The organism is Gryllotalpicola sp. (genome assembly GCF_027352875.1).
GTDB lineage: Bacteria > Actinomycetota > Actinomycetes > Actinomycetales > Microbacteriaceae > Gryllotalpicola.
Window position 1 is genome coordinate 1 of the sequence record NZ_DAIEII010000066.1, and the last position, 15,560, is coordinate 15,560.

15 protein-coding genes and 2 pseudogenes are annotated in these 15,560 nt (G+C 67.3%); 6 read left to right on the top strand and 11 right to left on the bottom strand.

The window, feature by feature from the left end; translation table 11 throughout:
• A pseudogene (locus M7D61_RS07970) lies at nt 1–940 on the top strand (transposase); the annotation flags it as partial.
• A gap of 209 nt (nt 941–1,149) precedes the next feature.
• Here M7D61_RS07970 and M7D61_RS07975 read toward each other — a convergent pair.
• Both M7D61_RS07975 and M7D61_RS07980 read right to left on the bottom strand, forming a co-directional pair.
• Nucleotides 1,150–1,452: a hypothetical protein gene (locus M7D61_RS07975; RefSeq protein WP_298229288.1), complete on the bottom strand. Its 303-nt coding sequence runs from the start codon at nt 1,450–1,452 to the stop codon at nt 1,150–1,152.
• Nucleotides 1,453–1,655: 203 nt separating this feature from the next.
• Entirely contained in the window at nt 1,656–2,141 is a 486-nt protein-coding gene (locus M7D61_RS07980) for a hypothetical protein (protein WP_298229290.1), read from the bottom strand.
• Between the two features lie 369 nt (nt 2,142–2,510).
• Here M7D61_RS07980 and M7D61_RS07985 point away from each other — a divergent pair.
• A pseudogene (locus tag M7D61_RS07985) lies at nt 2,511–2,762 on the top strand (transposase); the annotation flags it as partial.
• Between the two features lie 312 nt (nt 2,763–3,074).
• Here M7D61_RS07985 and M7D61_RS07990 read toward each other — a convergent pair.
• Complete coding sequence (locus M7D61_RS07990) at nt 3,075–3,893, bottom strand: mycofactocin-coupled SDR family oxidoreductase (RefSeq protein WP_298229292.1); 819 nt, start codon at nt 3,891–3,893, stop codon at nt 3,075–3,077.
• Nucleotides 3,894–4,560: 667 nt separating this feature from the next.
• On the opposite strand from M7D61_RS07990, the gene M7D61_RS07995 reads away from it, so the two are divergent.
• Nucleotides 4,561–5,469 carry a class III extradiol ring-cleavage dioxygenase gene (locus tag M7D61_RS07995; protein ID WP_298229294.1) on the top strand — a complete coding sequence of 303 codons (909 nt, stop codon included), beginning with the start codon at nt 4,561–4,563 and terminating at the stop codon, nt 5,467–5,469.
• A gap of 70 nt (nt 5,470–5,539) precedes the next feature.
• Here the strand turns inward: M7D61_RS07995 and M7D61_RS08000 are convergent, their stop codons facing one another.
• From M7D61_RS08000 to M7D61_RS08010, 3 genes are all read right to left on the bottom strand, one after another.
• Entirely contained in the window at nt 5,540–6,394 is an 855-nt protein-coding gene (locus M7D61_RS08000) for a mycofactocin-coupled SDR family oxidoreductase (RefSeq protein ID WP_298229296.1), read from the bottom strand.
• 158 nt (nt 6,395–6,552) lie between these two features.
• Nucleotides 6,553–7,911, bottom strand: a complete 1,359-nt coding sequence (locus M7D61_RS08005) for an FAD-dependent oxidoreductase (protein ID WP_298229298.1) — start codon at nt 7,909–7,911, stop codon at nt 6,553–6,555.
• 2 nt (nt 7,912–7,913) lie between these two features.
• Nucleotides 7,914–8,600: an MIP/aquaporin family protein gene (locus M7D61_RS08010; RefSeq protein ID WP_298229300.1), complete on the bottom strand. Its 687-nt coding sequence runs from the start codon at nt 8,598–8,600 to the stop codon at nt 7,914–7,916.
• Nucleotides 8,601–8,648: 48 nt separating this feature from the next.
• On the opposite strand from M7D61_RS08010, the gene M7D61_RS08015 reads away from it, so the two are divergent.
• Nucleotides 8,649–9,323 carry a helix-turn-helix domain-containing protein gene (locus M7D61_RS08015; protein WP_298229302.1) on the top strand — a complete coding sequence of 225 codons (675 nt, stop codon included), beginning with the start codon at nt 8,649–8,651 and terminating at the stop codon, nt 9,321–9,323.
• Between the two features lie 61 nt (nt 9,324–9,384).
• Here the strand turns inward: M7D61_RS08015 and M7D61_RS08020 are convergent, their stop codons facing one another.
• Nucleotides 9,385–11,013, bottom strand: a complete 1,629-nt coding sequence (locus tag M7D61_RS08020; protein ID WP_298229304.1) for an FAD-dependent oxidoreductase — start codon at nt 11,011–11,013, stop codon at nt 9,385–9,387.
• Nucleotides 11,014–11,345: 332 nt separating this feature from the next.
• Here M7D61_RS08020 and M7D61_RS08025 point away from each other — a divergent pair, with 332 nt between their 5' ends.
• Entirely contained in the window at nt 11,346–11,630 is a 285-nt protein-coding gene (locus tag M7D61_RS08025; RefSeq protein WP_298229306.1) for a metal-sensitive transcriptional regulator, read from the top strand.
• Between the two features lie 89 nt (nt 11,631–11,719).
• Here the strand turns inward: M7D61_RS08025 and M7D61_RS08030 are convergent, their stop codons facing one another.
• Nucleotides 11,720–11,923: a cold-shock protein gene (locus tag M7D61_RS08030; protein WP_298229308.1), complete on the bottom strand. Its 204-nt coding sequence runs from the start codon at nt 11,921–11,923 to the stop codon at nt 11,720–11,722.
• A gap of 158 nt (nt 11,924–12,081) precedes the next feature.
• Entirely contained in the window at nt 12,082–13,212 is a 1,131-nt protein-coding gene (locus tag M7D61_RS08035; RefSeq protein ID WP_366083903.1) for an acyl-CoA desaturase, read from the bottom strand.
• Nucleotides 13,213–13,441: 229 nt separating this feature from the next.
• Between M7D61_RS08035 and M7D61_RS08040 the strand changes: the two genes are divergently transcribed.
• Nucleotides 13,442–14,140 (top strand): peptidase inhibitor family I36 protein, encoded by a 699-nt coding sequence (locus M7D61_RS08040; RefSeq protein ID WP_298229310.1) that lies wholly within the window; start codon nt 13,442–13,444, stop codon nt 14,138–14,140.
• A gap of 48 nt (nt 14,141–14,188) precedes the next feature.
• Here the strand turns inward: M7D61_RS08040 and M7D61_RS08045 are convergent, their stop codons facing one another.
• Nucleotides 14,189–14,716 carry a hypothetical protein gene (locus M7D61_RS08045; RefSeq protein WP_298229312.1) on the bottom strand — a complete coding sequence of 176 codons (528 nt, stop codon included), beginning with the start codon at nt 14,714–14,716 and terminating at the stop codon, nt 14,189–14,191.
• Nucleotides 14,713–15,318, bottom strand: coding sequence for a sigma-70 family RNA polymerase sigma factor (locus tag M7D61_RS08050; RefSeq protein ID WP_298229314.1), 606 nt, complete (start codon nt 15,316–15,318; stop codon nt 14,713–14,715). Before M7D61_RS08050 ends, M7D61_RS08045 begins: the two co-directional genes overlap by 4 nt.
• Between the last annotated feature and the right edge of the window lie 242 nt (nt 15,319–15,560).

Here is a 15,560-nt window from a genome sequence, read left to right on the forward strand (position 1 = left end):
GCCCTCCTCGATCTGCTCGGAGGGACTGAAGCTCACCGATGTGAATGACCGGATCCGGGTCGCGACCGAGACGCTCTACCAGGAGCTGATCGATGCGGAAGCGGCCGCGTTCATCGGCGCCGTCCCGTTCGAGCGCACCCCGGAGCGGATCACACCACGCAACGGCACCCGACCGCGGACGCTGACCACGACCGCTGGCGAGCTCGAATTGCGGATCCCGAAGTTGCGGCAAGGGTCGTTTCTCCCGTCGTTGCTGGAACGGCGTCGTCGGGTCGACCAGGCCCTGTTCGCGGTCGTGATGGAGGCGTACGTTCACGGCGTCTCCACCCGCAAGGTCGATGATCTCGTGAAGGCGCTCGGCGCGGACACCGGCATTTCCAAGTCCGAGGTGTCGCGGATCTGCGCCAACCTTGACGAGGACGTCGCGGCATTCCGGGACCGTGTTCCAGGGCGCCGCCTGGCAGCGGTGTCGGGTGCATTTCCTGCGGAACGTGCTCGCGAACGTCCCGAAGACGGCCGGGCCGTTGGTCGCGTCGATCATCCGCACGATCTTCGCCCAGCCCGACCCGGAGCACGTCCAGACCCAGTTCGATGAGGTGGTCCGGATGCTGACCCGGTCGTACCCGAAGGTCGCCGGCATGCTCGAGGACGCCCGCAACGACCTCCTCGCGTTCTGCGGATTCCCGGTCGCGCACTGGCGTCAGATCTGGTCCACGAACCCCCTGGAGCGGGTCAACAAAACAAGGAGATCAAACGCCGCACCGACGTGGTCGGCACGTTCCCCGACCCGGCCGCGCTGCTGCGCCTGGCCGGGCACGTCCTGATCGAGCAGCACGACGAATGGGGCGGCGCCGGTCGCCGCTACTTCAGCGAGCACTCCATGAAGCTCCTCACCACTGAAACGGAGCAGGTAGCGGCCCCGGAACTCACCGCGGCATAATCAAACAGCTGACCCTGCACGGTGCCCGAAACCCCACCACTCAGCGGGACGTCACCCGGCATCGCCGTCCATCCTGAAATAAATGACGGAACGAAAGCCAGGCCGATTCACCGGAGTGACACCACGACACGAGACTTGACCCCCGGGTTGATGACATCCGCAGAGAAGCGGCAGAGAACCGGGGGCCGGTTCAGCGTTGGCCGAGCAGGCTAGAAGCTCGGGTCCGTGGTAACGATGCCCACGGCCTCCCGAATGATACCCAGGTCACCGCTGATCGTGAACCGGAGCGGTGTGCCTTTTGGAACGTTCGATTGACCGCCATCCACTTCGAAATCACGTGCATTGCACCCGACCGAGCCAAACTGAAACTGCGTCTTGCCGTCGAGAGACTGAACGGTGTAGCGAAGCGATGCCGCGCCCACTGACGCGCAGCGAACCGCGACAAAATAGTTCGATACTGCAGAAAAAGTTGCCGCCAGCTTGATAGGCGCATTTCCCGTCGTGAAGGCCACGAACGCCAGGGTTCCCGGCCGTTCACGTGATGGGGTTGCAAACGTAGCTGGCACCGTCGCTTCCGCTGTCGTCTGTGTCGAGGCTGGCGAGGGGGCCAACGACATGGTTCCGCCACCTCCTCCACCCGCTGAAGTACATCCCGCCAGCGCTGCCGCTCCAAGCAGGACGGCGGCGAAAGCTGCGGAGGTGCGGCGCGCGAATATCATGACGTTGTTGTCCAGTTGTACCAACCGATCGAGTTCGAAGGGATCGTTGCAGTGCCGGAATAGAGAGTGGTCTCGGCGCAGCTTGACGCAACGCGCACTTCCTTCCACGGCACCTTGTACCCGTAGCTCACGAACTGCGCGTTCAGGTACTTGCCACTGGGAATGGCCTTCGAGAACGTGCTCGTGACAGTAGTGGTTGCCGATGCCTCGAGGCTGGCGGAAACGGATACTTGTGCCGATGCAATCACTGAACTCAGTGATACCGACGCGCTGCTGCCGAGCGTCGCGTTCACTTCCTTGCCCGAGGAGATGGACTCCTCCATCGTGCCGGGGCCGGGACCATCCCTGAACGGACCGCCGCCGGGGAACCCAATGTGATATGCCGTGCCGCCTGAGGTAAGCAGTTCCGTCACCGTACAGCAGTTGGTATCAGGAGAGACGGTTGCGGCGCTTGCTGCGCTGCCACTTCCGACGGCCTCCACGCATGCAGCGTTCGCGGCCGCCGTAGGAACGACGACAACTCCGGCAACTAGGAGGAGGCCTGACACCAAGCCAGCGAGGGATGTGCGACGTTTCATCGAAGCCCATTTCGTCTCAGGCCATTACCGGATGGTTCCCAATTACGTGCCCTTCGCAGTTAAATGTCCGCTCGAGTCAAATAGGTCCATTATTTGTTGTGGCCAGGAATTTCCTATGTGGTTCTTGGCCGGCAATGAGCTCGGACCCGCCACACTGATCGACGGTCAAGACCGGAAGGTGCTGATGCAGGAACTGGTGGCAGTTTGACCTGCCTCACGGGATGGTTGCCACGTCGTATGTGGTGATCGGGCCTTTGCTGGAAGGCTCTGATCATGCCGAAGCCTTATCCCGCCGAGTTTCGGGCGCGCGCGGTCGCGCTCGTGCGATCCGGTCGCCGTGGTGCCGATGTCGCCTACGACCTCGGCATCAGTGCCGGCGGCCTGAGCAACTGGGTCCGCCAGGATCGCATCGATCGCGGCGCGCTTCCCGGCCGGTCGATGGTAGAGAGTGCTGAACTGCGGGCTGCCCGGAAACGCGTTCGGGAACTCGAGGAGGAGCTGTCGATCGTCAGGGCAGCCGCATCGCCGCACCCATGCCGACGCCCTCGAGCAGCGATTCGGCGTGGAGGCCTCGTCGCGGCGGTTCGACAGCAACTGAGCGTCATCATTTCGGTGTAGCTGCGCTGCCAACTGGTGCATGATCACGACCCGCTCGATCGTTCGTCGTCCCTCGCCCGGATGCTACGCCGCCCGACGCCCGTCGCCTCAGCCGGACTCGTGGCTGCTCGGGGCTGGCCCGCGGCGTCCCGGATCGGGTCGGATTCGGCGACGGTGGCGTCCACGCCTCTGAGCCGTGCATCGGCAGGGCCGGGAGCGGCGACCCTGGCGATCCACCTGCTACTTCACGGTGAAGCCGGCGTCCACCGGCAGGGTCACACCGGTCACGTAGCGAGCCTCGTCGCTCACCAGCCAGGCGATGGCGTTGCTGATGTCGATCGGCTGGACCATATCAACCGGGAGCAGGTTCTTCAGCGCATCGCCCATCCCCGGATTGGCGCTGAGGTACCTCTGCATCGACTCGTTCACGATCATCGGGGTGTTGACACCGGTGGGGTGCACCGTGTTCACCCGGATCGAGTACGGTGCCAGCCAGTTGGCGAAGGTGCGCATGAGGCCGACGACGCCGTGCTTCGACGCGGCGTAGCCGCTCGTGGCGCCCGTGCCGTCACCGCCGGCGCCGGACAGCCCCTGGGTGGAGCTGGTCAGCACGATCGCACCACCCTGCCCCTTCTCGATCATCGACGGAACGCCCGCCTTCACCGCGTTGTAGGCGCCGAACATGTTGACCTCCACCACGTCGCGGAAGGTCTGGAACTCGTCGCCGGTGCCACCTTGCGGGGCGATGCCCGCGTTGGCGAGGATGATGTCGATCGCGCCAAGCTCCGTGATACCCGCCTGGGCGGCGGCGGCAAGGCCCGCCGGGTCCCGCACATCCGCCTGGAGGGCGACGATGCGGCGGTCCAGCGCCTCGACGCCGGCGACCGTCTCCTTCAGGTCATCCGGCGTGGACATCGGATACGGCACGGTGTCGATCTGTCCGCAGAGGTCGACCGCGATGATGTTCGCGCCCTCCTGCGCCAGCCGCAGCGCGTGACTGCGCCCCTGGCCGCGAGCGGCTCCGGTGATGAAGGCGACCTTGCCTTCCAGTTTCCCCATTGGTTCTCATCCCTTCGATGTGATGCACGGCCGACACCGATCGGGGCGAGCGGTCATTGCTCTGAATTCGGCACTGAGTGCCAATAGCGGGAGGCTACGCCAGAGTCCGGCCAATCACAATGGGCCGATTCGACTGGTGGTTTCTAGTGATGATTGCAACACTTTCTAGATTCTGGAGGTCGTGTTGGCAGCGTCTCGTCGTGTGAGGAAGGGTCCGGAGGGCTGGCTCGTCCTCGATCATGCGGGCGATCTCGTCGCGGACCTCGAGGAGCGAGGCGCGTCGAACTGCCGAAGCTTCTCGAGGAGCGTGCTGTCGACCATGCCCCGGTGATACGCGCCGCCCCGTCACGCGGATCGGTGACCCGCAGCACCTGCGCGATCGCCTCAACCACGGCGGGCCAGGGGTCTGCGAGCAGGTTTTGGGATCGCCACGATCGTCTCTTGGCGGGCCTTCTCTCGACACCGTGCCGGCGGAGAATCGCCCCGACTGTCGATGGGTGATTGCCGAATGCCTTGGCGAGCTCGTAGGTCGTCTCGCCGGCGCGACAGCGCGCGATGATCGACGGGCGCAGCATCCTGGCCGCGCACTGGATCCTGCCCCTTCGGCTGGCTGTGCTCGGCGGGCCGATGCGGGAATACCGGACCCCGGGACCGGGTTGACACAGCCATGTCCGACATAGTCGTCCGAGATGACTCGCTCAAGGCCCTGCGCCCAGCGGTGCCCATGGGCGCGTACGACGCATTCCTTCCTCGTGCGCAGGAGCGTTCCCGCGCCGCACGCCGCTGGGAGCCGTCCGACGGCCCGCTGCCGACTCTGTTCCTTTCGCACGGCGCACCACCTCTGCTGGATTCGCCGCAGTGGCTGCAGGCCCTGCTGGACTGGAGTCTGACCATCCCCAAGCCGCGCGGAATCGTGATCGTGTCCGGGCACTGGGAGAACGCCCCGGTCGCGATCGGTGCGACCGACCCGCAGGTGCCGCTGTACTACGACTTCGGCGGGTTCCACCGGCGGTACTACGAGGCCGAGTACTGGACGCCCGACAGTCTCGCGCTCGCGCAGGAGGTCGCGCCCATGCTGGCGGGGCCCGCCGGCAGCATCCATCAGTACGTCGATCGGCGCCTCGATCACGGTGCCTTCATCCCGCTCATGGCGATGTACCCGCTCGCCGATGTGCCGGTGCTGCAGGTGTCGATGCCCGACCTCTCGCCCGGAGCGAACCTGAAGCTCGGGCAGGCGCTGCGCCCGCTGCGAGACCAGGGCTACCTCGTGATCGGGTCTGGCTTCGCCACGCACGACATGTCGATGTTCCAGCGCGACCCGTCCACCTGGAACGAACTGCCCGGCTACAACCGCGATTTCGACGAGTGGCTGGCCGGCACCCTCGTCGCCGGTGCCGTCGATGACCTCGTCGACTTCCGCGCGAAGGGCCCGGGCAATCAGGGCGCCCATCGCACGAGTGACCACTTCGTTCCGCTCCTGGTCGCGATCGGGGCCTCCGACGACCCCGCGTCCGGGCGTACCGCGTTCACCGGCGTCAACCTCAGCAATTCGATCCGCAGCCTCGAATTCCGCTGAGGCCCCGGCCGCACGAACGGCGCCCGGGCGGATCGTTCCGCCCGGGCGCCGTTCGTGCATGTCGCAGATGTCACATCTGAGGGTTCATATTGATCCCGGGGAGTCCAAGGTGACCGGCGTCGACCGGGAGGGTGATGCCCGTCACGGTGCGGGCCATGTCGGAGTTGAGCCAGACGGCGGCGTTCGCGATCTCCATCGGGTCGAGCATGCCGACTCCCTTCAGGATTCCGAACGAGTACCCGCCGCGCACGAGGTCCTCGTGCGTCCCGCCAGGATGACCGGCGAACATGTCCCACGCCATCTGGTTGTCGGTCATGCCGGTGAGGATGGCGCCCGGGTTCACCGTGTTGACGCGGATGCCGTGCGGGCCGAGGTCGAGCGCGAGCGACTTCATCAGGCCGACGACGCCGAACTTCGCGGCTGCGTAGTGGGCGTAGCCGGGACCGCCCTCCAGGCCGTTGATCGACGAGGTGAGCACCATCGAACCGGTCTGACGCTCGATCATGTGCTTGACGACGCTCTTGACGCTCTGGAACACGCCGGTCAGGTTGATGTCGATCATCTCCTGCCAGGTCTCCTTGGTGATGTCCGCGATCGGCGCCAGCGTCCAGATGCCGGCGTTGGCGATCAGCACGTCGATCTTCCCGAACTGCGCGATCCCCTGGGCGACCGCGCCATCGAGAGCCGCCTGGTCGCGCACGTCCGCCTCGATGGACAGCACCCGACGGTCCTGCTCTTCGACCAGTCGCACCGTCTCGGCCATGTCCGCCGCCGTCGTGTGCGGGTAAGGCACGCTCGCGAACGGCTTCGTCGTGTCGACGAAGAGGATGTCGGCGCCCTCACGTGCCGACGCGACGGCGTGCGCTCGGCCCTGACCGCGCCCCCCGCCGGTGATGAATACGGTCTTGCCTTCGAGCAGCCCCATGGTGGTGCCTTCCTGTTGTCGCCCGCGACGCGGGCGGGTGATCGGTGGCGTCCCGCGGCGGGCAGGTGCTCGTCGTCGAGACCCCTCGGGATGCCTCTATCCTTCCACCTTTTGGCACCCGGTGCCGTACCTCCGGGGTGCCGAGTGGGGCACCATCGCTACCCCCAGGCCTGCGCCGCGACCTGCACGGCATCCCACGGCGAGCCGAGCGGCGGCGTGTAGCTGAGGTCGAGCTCGCTGAGCTGCTCGACGGTGAGCCCGGCATAGAGGGCGGTGGCGTACGTATCGACGCGCTTCGAGACCTCGGTGCCGAGCGTGCCGACGAGCTGGGCGCCGAGCAGCCGCCCGTCGCGGACATCGCCGGTGATCCGGAACCGGATCGGATGCGCGCCCGGGTAATAGCGCTTGTGATCGTCGGCGGCCGCGGTGCTCGTCCGAGGCGAGTACCCGGCGGCCTCGGCCTCGCGCTGCCGCAGTCCGGTGCGGGCGGCGACGAGGTCGAACACCTTGACGACCTGCGTGCCGACCGAACCCGCGAACACCGCGTCGCCGCCGAGCGCGTTCTCGCCGGCGACTCTGCCCTGCTTGTGCGCGGTGGTGCCGAGCGGCAGGTATGTCGTGCCGAGCAGCCGGTGGCGGGTGACGGTGCCGTCGCCGGCCGAATAGACGTGGGGGATTCCGGTGCGCATGCGCTCGTCGACGACGACCGCGCCGCCGGCGCCGAGCGTCGCCCCCGCACGCTCCAGCAGCTCAGCATTCGGGCGGACGCCGACGACGACGAGCACGAGGTCGGCGGTGCGGGTGAACGGCTCGCCGTCGCGCACGCCGCTGACGGAAAGACCGGCAGCCGTCTTCTCGATCCGCCCGACCGCGGCGCCGACGACCACCTCGACGTCGTGCGCGGCGAGCTCCTCGTGCACGAGCGCGCCGAGTTCGGGGTCGAGGGTCGAGAGCACCTCCGGACCGCGCTGCAGCTGCGTCACCCGGATGCCGCGGGCCGTGAAGGCCTCGGCCATCTCGAGCCCGACGTAGCCGGCGCCGACGATGATGGCGGTCTCGGGACGGCGCGCCTCGAGGTCGGCATCCAGCGCGAAGGTGTCGCCCATCGAGTGGATGACGTGGACGCCGTCCGCGGCGGTGAGGGCGTCGAGGCCGTCTATGCCTGCGCGCGAGGGCAGCGCGCCGGTGCCGACGACGAGCTCGTCGTAGGAGATGACGTGCAGGCTGCCGTCGGCGTTCCGGACGACCAGGCGTTTGCCGTCCGCATCGATCTCGGTCGCGAGGGTGTCGAGGCGCAGCCGCATTCCGGTGGCTTCGAGGTCGGCCGCGGTGCGGTGCGCGAGCGACTGCCAGGGCTGCACCTCGCCCGAGAAGTAGTAGGGGATGCCGCAGATCGAGAAGTTCGGGTAGCGGTCTGCGACCACGACCGTGACCTCGACCGAGGGGTCGAGCTCGCGGGCGCGCAGCGCCGCCGAGATACCGGCGTCAGAGCCGCCGATGGCGACGATGTGGGGCATGATCAGGCCTTTCGCGGCGGGAGGAGCAGGAGAAGCAGGCCGAGGCCGACGGCCGCGCCGACGAGCTGGGCCCCGAGGAATCCGGGGGTCGAGCCGGGGGCGATCCCAGCGAAGGTGTCGGTGAAGACGCGCCCGATCGTCACCGCAGGGTTGGCGAACGAGGTCGACGACGTGAACCAGTACGCCGCCCCGATGTAGGCGCCGACCGCGGGCGCGACGGCAAGCGAATGGGTTGTGCGCGCGAGCACGAAGATGAGCAGCACGAGGCCGGCGGTGGCGACGACCTCGCCGAGCAGATGCCCGGCGGAGGCGCGCTCCGTGGTCGACAGCGCGGTGCCGACGCCGAACATGGCGTTCGCGAGAACGCTGCCGCCGATCGCCCCGGCGAACTGCGCGACGAGAAAGGCCGGGACCTCGCGCCACGGTCGGCCGCCGAGCACCGCGTCGACGAGCGTGACGACGGGGTTGAAGTGCGCACCGCTGATCGGTGCGAACAGCAGGATGAGCACCGCCAGTCCGAGGGCGGTCGCGAGCGAGTTCTCGAGCAGTTCGAGACCGGTGTCGCCCGGCGAGAGCTGCGCGGCGGCGATGCCGGAGCCGACGACGACGGTGACGAGCAGGCCGGTTCCGAGGAATTCGGCGAGCGTGCGACGCCAGAGGGCAGTGGTGACTGTGGCAGAGGGGGTCATGGCGGCACCATCTTGACGGATTCATCTGACTCAGTCAACATTGAGGCAATGACAGCTGAGCTAAATGATCTGACGATTCGTGCGGCGCGCCATGCGGCGCTCGCCGACCCGCAGCGGCTGCGGATCGGCGATCTCCTGACGCTCGGCGACCTCTCGCCGACCGAGTTGAGCGCCCGGTTGGGCGGCATTCCCTCAAACCTGCTCGCGCACCACCTCAACGTCCTCGAGCACGCCGGCCTGGTGACGCGCTCGCGGTCCGAGGCCGACCGGCGGCGCAGCTATGTGCGCCTGGTGCCGGGTGCGCTGGATGCGCGCGTGACCGCCCCCGCGCTGAGCGCGCATCGCGTGGTGTTCGTGTGCCGGGCGAACTCGGCCCGCTCGCAGCTCGCCGCCGCGCTGTGGAGTCTCCGCAGTGCCGTGCCCGTGGCCTCCGCGGGGACGAAGCCCGCCGAGGGGGTCGCCCCTGGCGCGGTCGCGGCAGCCGAACGTCACGGTCTCGTGCTCCGGTCGCAGAAATCCCGGGCGCTCGCGGACGTCCTGGAAGCCGGCGACTGGGTGGTCGCGGTCTGCGACAACGCCTACGAAGAGCTTGGCGCGACCTCGGCGCTGCACTGGTCGGTGCCGGACCCGGTGCCGGCCGGCACCGACCAGGCCTTCGACGCCGCGCTCGAGGACCTCGCCCAGCGGGTCGAGGAGCTCGCGCCACGGTTGCTCGCCGCCTGACGGATTCCGGGTACTGGCGTGCGACCCTGGCCGCCGGCCTCGGGGCGAGGTCTGCCGGCTGCTATCCGCTGAACTCCCCTGCGAGCCAGGTGCGGTAGCCGCCGTCCAGGTTGCGCACGCGACGGCCCCACTGCGCGAGAATGCGCGTGGCATAGTGCCCGCGTTGACCGACCTGGCAGTGGACGATCAGCTCGCCGTCGGGCAGCTCGTCGCGCCGGGCGCGAAGTTCGTCGAGCGGGATATTGATGGCGCCCGGAATCGATCCGGCGTCGAACTCGACCCGGTCGCGGACGTCTAAGAGAGTCGCCCCGGCGGCACAGGCCGCGTCGAGCTCATGCCACTGGACGGTGGGGGTGGTGCCGGTGCGCGTGTTCTCGGCGACGTAGCCGAGGATGTTGACGGCGTCTTTGGCCGAGCCGAATTGCGGAGCATAGGCGAGCTCGAGCCCGGCGAGTCGCGCGGCGGGAATGCCGGCCTGCATCGCGGTCGCGATGACGTCGATGCGCTTGTCGACCCCGTCGCGACCGACGACCTGGGCCCCGAGGATGCGATCATCGTCCGATGCGGCGATGAGTTTCATCGCGAGTGTCTCGGCGCCGGGGTAGTACCCGGCGTGGGAACCGGGATGAACGTGTACGACGTAGTGCGGTATTCCGGCCTCGCGTGCCCTCCGTTCGCTCCAGCCGACCTTGGCGAGGGCGAGGCCGAAGATCTCGACGATTCCAGTGCCGAGTGCGGGGGCCATCGTGGGGGAGCCTCCGGCGATGATGTCGGCGACCATCCGGCCATGCCGGTTCGCGAGGCCGGCCATGGCGACGAGTGCCGGGCTGCCGCCGACGAGATCGTTCTTCTCCACGCTGTCGCCGACGGCAAAGATATCCGGGTCGCTGGTGCGGCAGTGCTCGTCGACATGGATGCCACCCGTCGGTCCCAGGAGCAGGCCGGCGTGCTTCGCCAGCCAGGTCTCGGGCGTGATGCCGGTGGCATCCACCACGAGGGCGACGGGTAGGTGAGAGCCGTCGCTGAGCTGCAGTCCGTCGGCATCGGCACCGGTGACATCGGTATTGAGGCGTACCTCGACGCCATGAGCGCGCAGTGTCGCGATCGCCGGCGACGTCATCTCGGGGTCGAGGGGTGAGAGCAGATGCGGTCCGCGGTGAACGAGCGTGACGAGGGCACCTCGGTGGGCGAGGTTCTCAGCGGCTTCGAGCCCGGTGTATCCGCCTCCGAGCACGGCGACCGCACGGTGGCCGTGCTCGGGCAGCACGGCGATGATCTCGTCGGCATCTTCGACGGTGCGCATGTTCCGCACCGGAATGCCGCCGAGATCGGATGCAATACGCGGTTGGGCGCCGACTGCGAGGACGAGTTTGTCGTAGGGCTCGAGCGCCTCGGTGTTGCGGACGGTGTCGCGGACGGTCACCGTCTTCGCGCCGCGGTCGATGGTGAGAATTTCGTGGCGTACGCGGACGTCGAGTCGGAACCGGCGGTGCAGGGACTCCGGCGTCTGGAGTAGCAGCTGGGACCGCTCGGAGATCACCCCGCCGACGTAGTACGGGAGTCCGCAATTGGCGTACGAGACCTCTGGACCGCGTTCGAAGACAACGATCTCAGACTCCTCGTCCAGCCGTCGCAGCCGGGTCGCCGTGGACATGCCGCCGGCCACGCCGCCGACGATCACGATCCTCATGGCCTCGCCTCCGGGTGCGCAGCGGTCATCGCGTTCTCCCTCACAAGCTCACGCTCTTCCGAACAGCCGGGATAGGAAGCCGCTGCTCGACGGCTCCGTCGGGTGCCCCGGGCACCACTCGGATGCGCGCACGCCGCGCCGCACCTGGTCGATATGCTGCCCGCACCCGGCCCACGTCGTCTTTCCGCACGTCGTGCACTTCACCGCATAACACATAGATCGCTCCCCGTTTCAACGCATTGGATACCCCACCGGGTATAATTTGCCAATATACCCCATGGGGTATCGTTGCACAACGAGCGATGCACAAAGCGGAAGGTGGAGAAGCTCTCATGGGCGATTCGAACGCGATAGACGCGCAGAAGAAGATCATCAACAGGTTGCGGCGCGCGCAGGGTCAACTCGCCGCGGTCGTCACGGCGATGGAGGGGGGCGCGGGGTGCCGCGATGTCGTCACCCAGCTCGCAGCGGTCAGCTCGGCACTCGACAGGGCCGGGTTCCAGATCGTGGCAACCGCGATGAAGGATTGCCTCGGCAATGACGAGGCGGGGCAGGGCTCCGATGCCGCAGATCTCTCACTCGACGAGCTCGAGAGGCTCTTCCTGTCGCTCGCCTGAGGGCCGGAGCTTAACGGCGGAAGCCGGGCGCCGCACCTCAGTGCCGCGCCCGGCTTCCGCCATTCGGCCCGCGAGGGGCCGTGCCGCTCTCAGAGCGGGCGGATGTTCGCGGCCTGGGGGCCCTTCTGACCGCGCTCGAGGTCGTATTCGACCTTCTGCGCCTCTTCGAGGTTGCGGAATCCGCTGCCGGTGATGGCGGAGAAGTGGGCGAAAACGTCGGCGGAGCCGTCGTCAGGGGCGATGAAGCCGAAGCCCTTTTCGGAGTTGAACCATTTGACGGTGCCGGTGGCCATGTCGTGTTCTTTCTTTTTCTTGTGCTCTCGGGCCGCGGTCGCGGCCCTGTATGCCGCGGCTCGGAGCCGCGGACGGATGTGGGGGAGGGGATGCCGCACTCCGATCGCCATCGGCGTGGTGCAGCAGGGAAAGCGTAAAGGAAAGGGGGAGGCGTGCGCTAGGCGCCGCGGTATTGAGCCACCATCGGGCAGGCGAAAGGATCTCGTGCCTGAAGGCCGACTCGATTGAGATAGGCGGTGACGATGGCGTATGACTCAGCCAGCGTTGTTTCAGTGTAGGGCACTCCGGCCTGCGCGCAGTGCTCGCGCACGATGACGCGGGCCTTCGACAGCTGCGGACGCGCCATGCTGGGGAAGAGGTGGTGCTCGATCTGGTAGTTGAGCCCGCCGAAGAGGATCGTCGCCCACCAGCCGCCGGACACGTTCCGCGAGGTGCGCACCTGCTTGCTGAGGAAGTCGAGCTTGACATCTGCGGGCACGATCGGCATTCCCTTGTGGTTCGGGGCGAACGATGCGCCCATGTACACGCCGAACACGGCGAGCTGCACGCCGAGGAACGCGGCGGCCATCCCCGGCGGCAGGAACCAGAACAACGCGCCGAGGTAGAGCGCGAAGCGGGCCGCGATCATCGCGATCTCGTATCGGCGGTGCTTGACCTCGGCCGGGGAGACGAGCAGGCGCATCGAGATCCAGTGCAGGTTGAGCCCTTCGAAGCACAGCAGCGGGAAGAACAGGTAGCCCTGGCGCCGCGTTATCCAGGCGAGGATTCCCCGCTGCTTCGCCGCATCCTCCTCGAGGAAGGAGATGGTGTCGATATCGATGTCGGGGTCCTTGCCGATCTGGTTCGGATTCGCGTGGTGGCGGCTGTGCTTGTTCATCCACCACGAGTAGCTCATGCCGACCACGAAGGTTCCGACGAACCGGCCGAGCCGATCGTTCGCGGGGCCGCTGCTCAGGATTGCGCGGTGCGCAGCCTCATGCGCGAGGAACGCCGACTGGGTGAAGATCAACCCCAGTGCCCCCGCCAAGAGGAGCTGGAACCAGCTATCGCCGAGCAGAACCATGCCGACGGCCACCCCGCCGAAGGCGACGAGGAGTGCGGCGACGATAGCGAAGTAGAACAGCCGACTGCGCCCGAGCAGGCCGCGATCGCGCACCCGGCGCGACAACTCGGTGTACGACGCGATCATGTCGACGCGTGGGCCCGTCCGCGGCACGGTGGCGCGGATCGCGCCGAGCCTACTTTCGCCGAGTGTTGCAAGCGACGCGGGAGTGGTGGATGCGGCCATGTGGCGCCAATCCGATCGTCGGCCCCGAGGGCCGGTTCGTGCCAAAGGCAAGACGCCGATCGCTGCTTCACACGCTAGCGCGCGAATCCCCTAGAACCCTGGCAATCACGGTGCTGCCGTCCTGCGACCGCGGCTGCCGCCGTCATCCGCCCGCCCACCCCTGTTTGGGGGAAGAACTCGCTGCTGCTCAGGGGTTGGAGAGCCGACCGTTGCCCTTTAGGCTCGTCGCGTGAGGTCTCTTCTCAGTTCTGCACGTGCCAAGGTGATCGTCGCTGCGATCGCCGCTGCCGCACTCGTCGCGGTGCCCGCCATCGTCTCGGTCGCGACCGTCGAGGCCCCCGCCGTCTCGTCCGCCGCCGGCTCCGGCGTGGATGCGGGCCCGGGAGGGTCTCATTGGGGTCCGTTCAACTACGTCGGTGTTTTCGGCGGCCACCACAAGTATCAGGACCCGTACGGCAACTCGTTCACCGATGACCCGGCCGGTCAGCGGTGCGTAGCCGACATCAATGACACGCCCCTGACCGCGACCTGCTTCGACACCACGGACGAGGCAGCCAGCTATATGCAGGCGCAGGGTGTCGCCGCTGCTGACACGTCGTCGATCACGGATTCCGCGGGAACAACGACTGACATCGGCCTGCTCTCCTCGTACTCCTACGTCCTCGGCACGCTCTACAAGGACGTGAACTACAGCGGCTCGAGCCTGACGTTCTACGGCAGCGGCGAGTGCATCAACGGCAACACTTACGGGATCACATCCATGCCGAGCGGCTGGAACGATGTCGCCAGCTCTGCCAGGGGAGCCAGTCAGTGCTGGGTCCAGGTGTTCCAGAACACCTATTACGGCGGCGCCAACCTCGTCTGCACCCCGAACTGCGCGAACTTTTACAGCCGTAACGACCAGACGAGTTCAGTCCGATTCTGGTAGCAGGCGCCGCTGTCTGTGAGCGGCGGACGAGACGTCTAACAGGTCGTTCTACGAGGATTTCCACGTCGCGAGGCCGATTGCGGAACACACATCCGCTGCGCCGGGAACGACGGCAGGAGAGCCGTCAGGCAACACGCACACGGTCAGGGCGCTCGGCGCATGTCCAGGAGTGTGCGCTGCGACCGTCGTCTGGCCCAGGCGATCGAAGTACCCGTGCTGCCAGTTCGTCGTGCACGCTGCCAGGTAGTTCGGAACCACCGGGGCTCCGGCGGTGCCGACAACGATCGTCACCGCGGGGTCGCCTGCAGTATTGACCAACGAGGCGTCCGCATTGGCGAGGCAGTGCACCAGCGTGTTGTTGGTCACCGGCGCCGGTCCGTGGATTAACGTCGCACCAGCGGTCGCCGCAGCGATCGCGACGACGCCGACGGTGCCCCAGGCGAGCACCCGGCTGCGAACGCGGCGGCGGCGCGCGGCAGGCTCGCCCTGGATCGTGTCCATGAGCAGGCGCTCGATCGCAGCGGTGCGCACGACCGACATCTCGGGGATCATCCCCTCGCGCTCCTCAGCGCTCATTGGTCACCTCCTGCCGCGTCGAAGTCGGACGCGATGCCGGCCTTGTCGAACTCTTCCCGCAGTCTGGTGCGAGCGCGGGAAAGCCGCGACTTGACCGTGCCGACCGGGATGTCAAGAGCTGCGGCAACCTCCTGGGTGGAGAGGTCGTCGACGATGGCGAGCTGCAGCATGACCTGGTCGCGTTCGCCGAGCCGGGCGATCGCCGTGCGTACCTGGGCCCACTGGTGGGCGCGGTCGAGGTCCTCCGAGACGTCCTCGCTCCAGTCGCGCTCGGCCTCGTCGAGGGGCAGCTTCGAGAGCGCAATGCCGTGGCGGCGCTTGCTGCGCTCGACGTTGAGGGTGACGTAGCCGGTCATGGCGAGCAGCCACGGCAGCACCGAGCCGTCGACGAACCGGACGTCGTCGCGCTTCTTCCACGCCTCGAGAAAGACCATCGCTACGACGTCTTCCGCATCTGCGGCGTTCTGGATGCTGCGGTAGGCCTTGCGGAACACCCGTACGCGATGGCGATCGAAGATCGCCGCAAACGCGCTGCTTCCGCCGTGCGTGGCCTCGAGCCAGAGGGCCGCGTCCGAGTCGGAGTCGCGTCCGGGCTGCGCCATGCGCACATCTTATGTGGCGTGCTGAGAGCCATTTCGCACCCCTCGACCTTCCGCATCAACCCGCCCCCGCTCGGTTTCGATTCCCCCGGAATCGGCGGCCCCTGGTCCGCTTTCATAACAGTGATGTCCGCTGCGCCGCATTCGGTTCCATCGGACCTGGACATCTGACCAGATCCGGCCGGGCGCCGCTCACTAGGTGTTTTCCACCGCGGATTCCGAACCGCGATGGAACCCGTTTCGGA

What these genes read in the sequence shown, in the direction of transcription:
- M7D61_RS08020 (WP_298229304.1), bottom strand. Translation starts at nt 11,013, where the DNA reads ATGAGGATCGTGATCGTCGGCGGCGTGGCCGGCGGCATGTCCACGGCG.
- M7D61_RS08000 (WP_298229296.1), bottom strand. Translation starts at nt 6,394, where the DNA reads ATGGGGCTGCTCGAAGGCAAGACCGTATTCATCACCGGCGGGGGGCGC.
- M7D61_RS08030 (WP_298229308.1), bottom strand. Translation starts at nt 11,923, where the DNA reads ATGGCCACCGGCACCGTCAAATGGTTCAACTCCGAAAAGGGCTTCGGC.
- M7D61_RS08015 (WP_298229302.1), top strand. Translation starts at nt 8,649, where the DNA reads ATGACAGCTGAGCTAAATGATCTGACGATTCGTGCGGCGCGCCATGCG.
- M7D61_RS08010 (WP_298229300.1), bottom strand. Translation starts at nt 8,600, where the DNA reads ATGACCCCCTCTGCCACAGTCACCACTGCCCTCTGGCGTCGCACGCTC.
- M7D61_RS08035 (WP_366083903.1), bottom strand. Translation starts at nt 13,212, where the DNA reads ATGGCCGCATCCACCACTCCCGCGTCGCTTGCAACACTCGGCGAAAGT.
- M7D61_RS08005 (WP_298229298.1), bottom strand. Translation starts at nt 7,911, where the DNA reads ATGCCCCACATCGTCGCCATCGGCGGCTCTGACGCCGGTATCTCGGCG.
- M7D61_RS07995 (WP_298229294.1), top strand. Translation starts at nt 4,561, where the DNA reads ATGTCCGACATAGTCGTCCGAGATGACTCGCTCAAGGCCCTGCGCCCA.
- M7D61_RS08045 (WP_298229312.1), bottom strand. Translation starts at nt 14,716, where the DNA reads ATGAGCGCTGAGGAGCGCGAGGGGATGATCCCCGAGATGTCGGTCGTG.
- M7D61_RS08025 (WP_298229306.1), top strand. Translation starts at nt 11,346, where the DNA reads ATGGGCGATTCGAACGCGATAGACGCGCAGAAGAAGATCATCAACAGG.
- M7D61_RS08050 (WP_298229314.1), bottom strand. Translation starts at nt 15,318, where the DNA reads ATGGCGCAGCCCGGACGCGACTCCGACTCGGACGCGGCCCTCTGGCTC.
- M7D61_RS07990 (WP_298229292.1), bottom strand. Translation starts at nt 3,893, where the DNA reads ATGGGGAAACTGGAAGGCAAGGTCGCCTTCATCACCGGAGCCGCTCGC.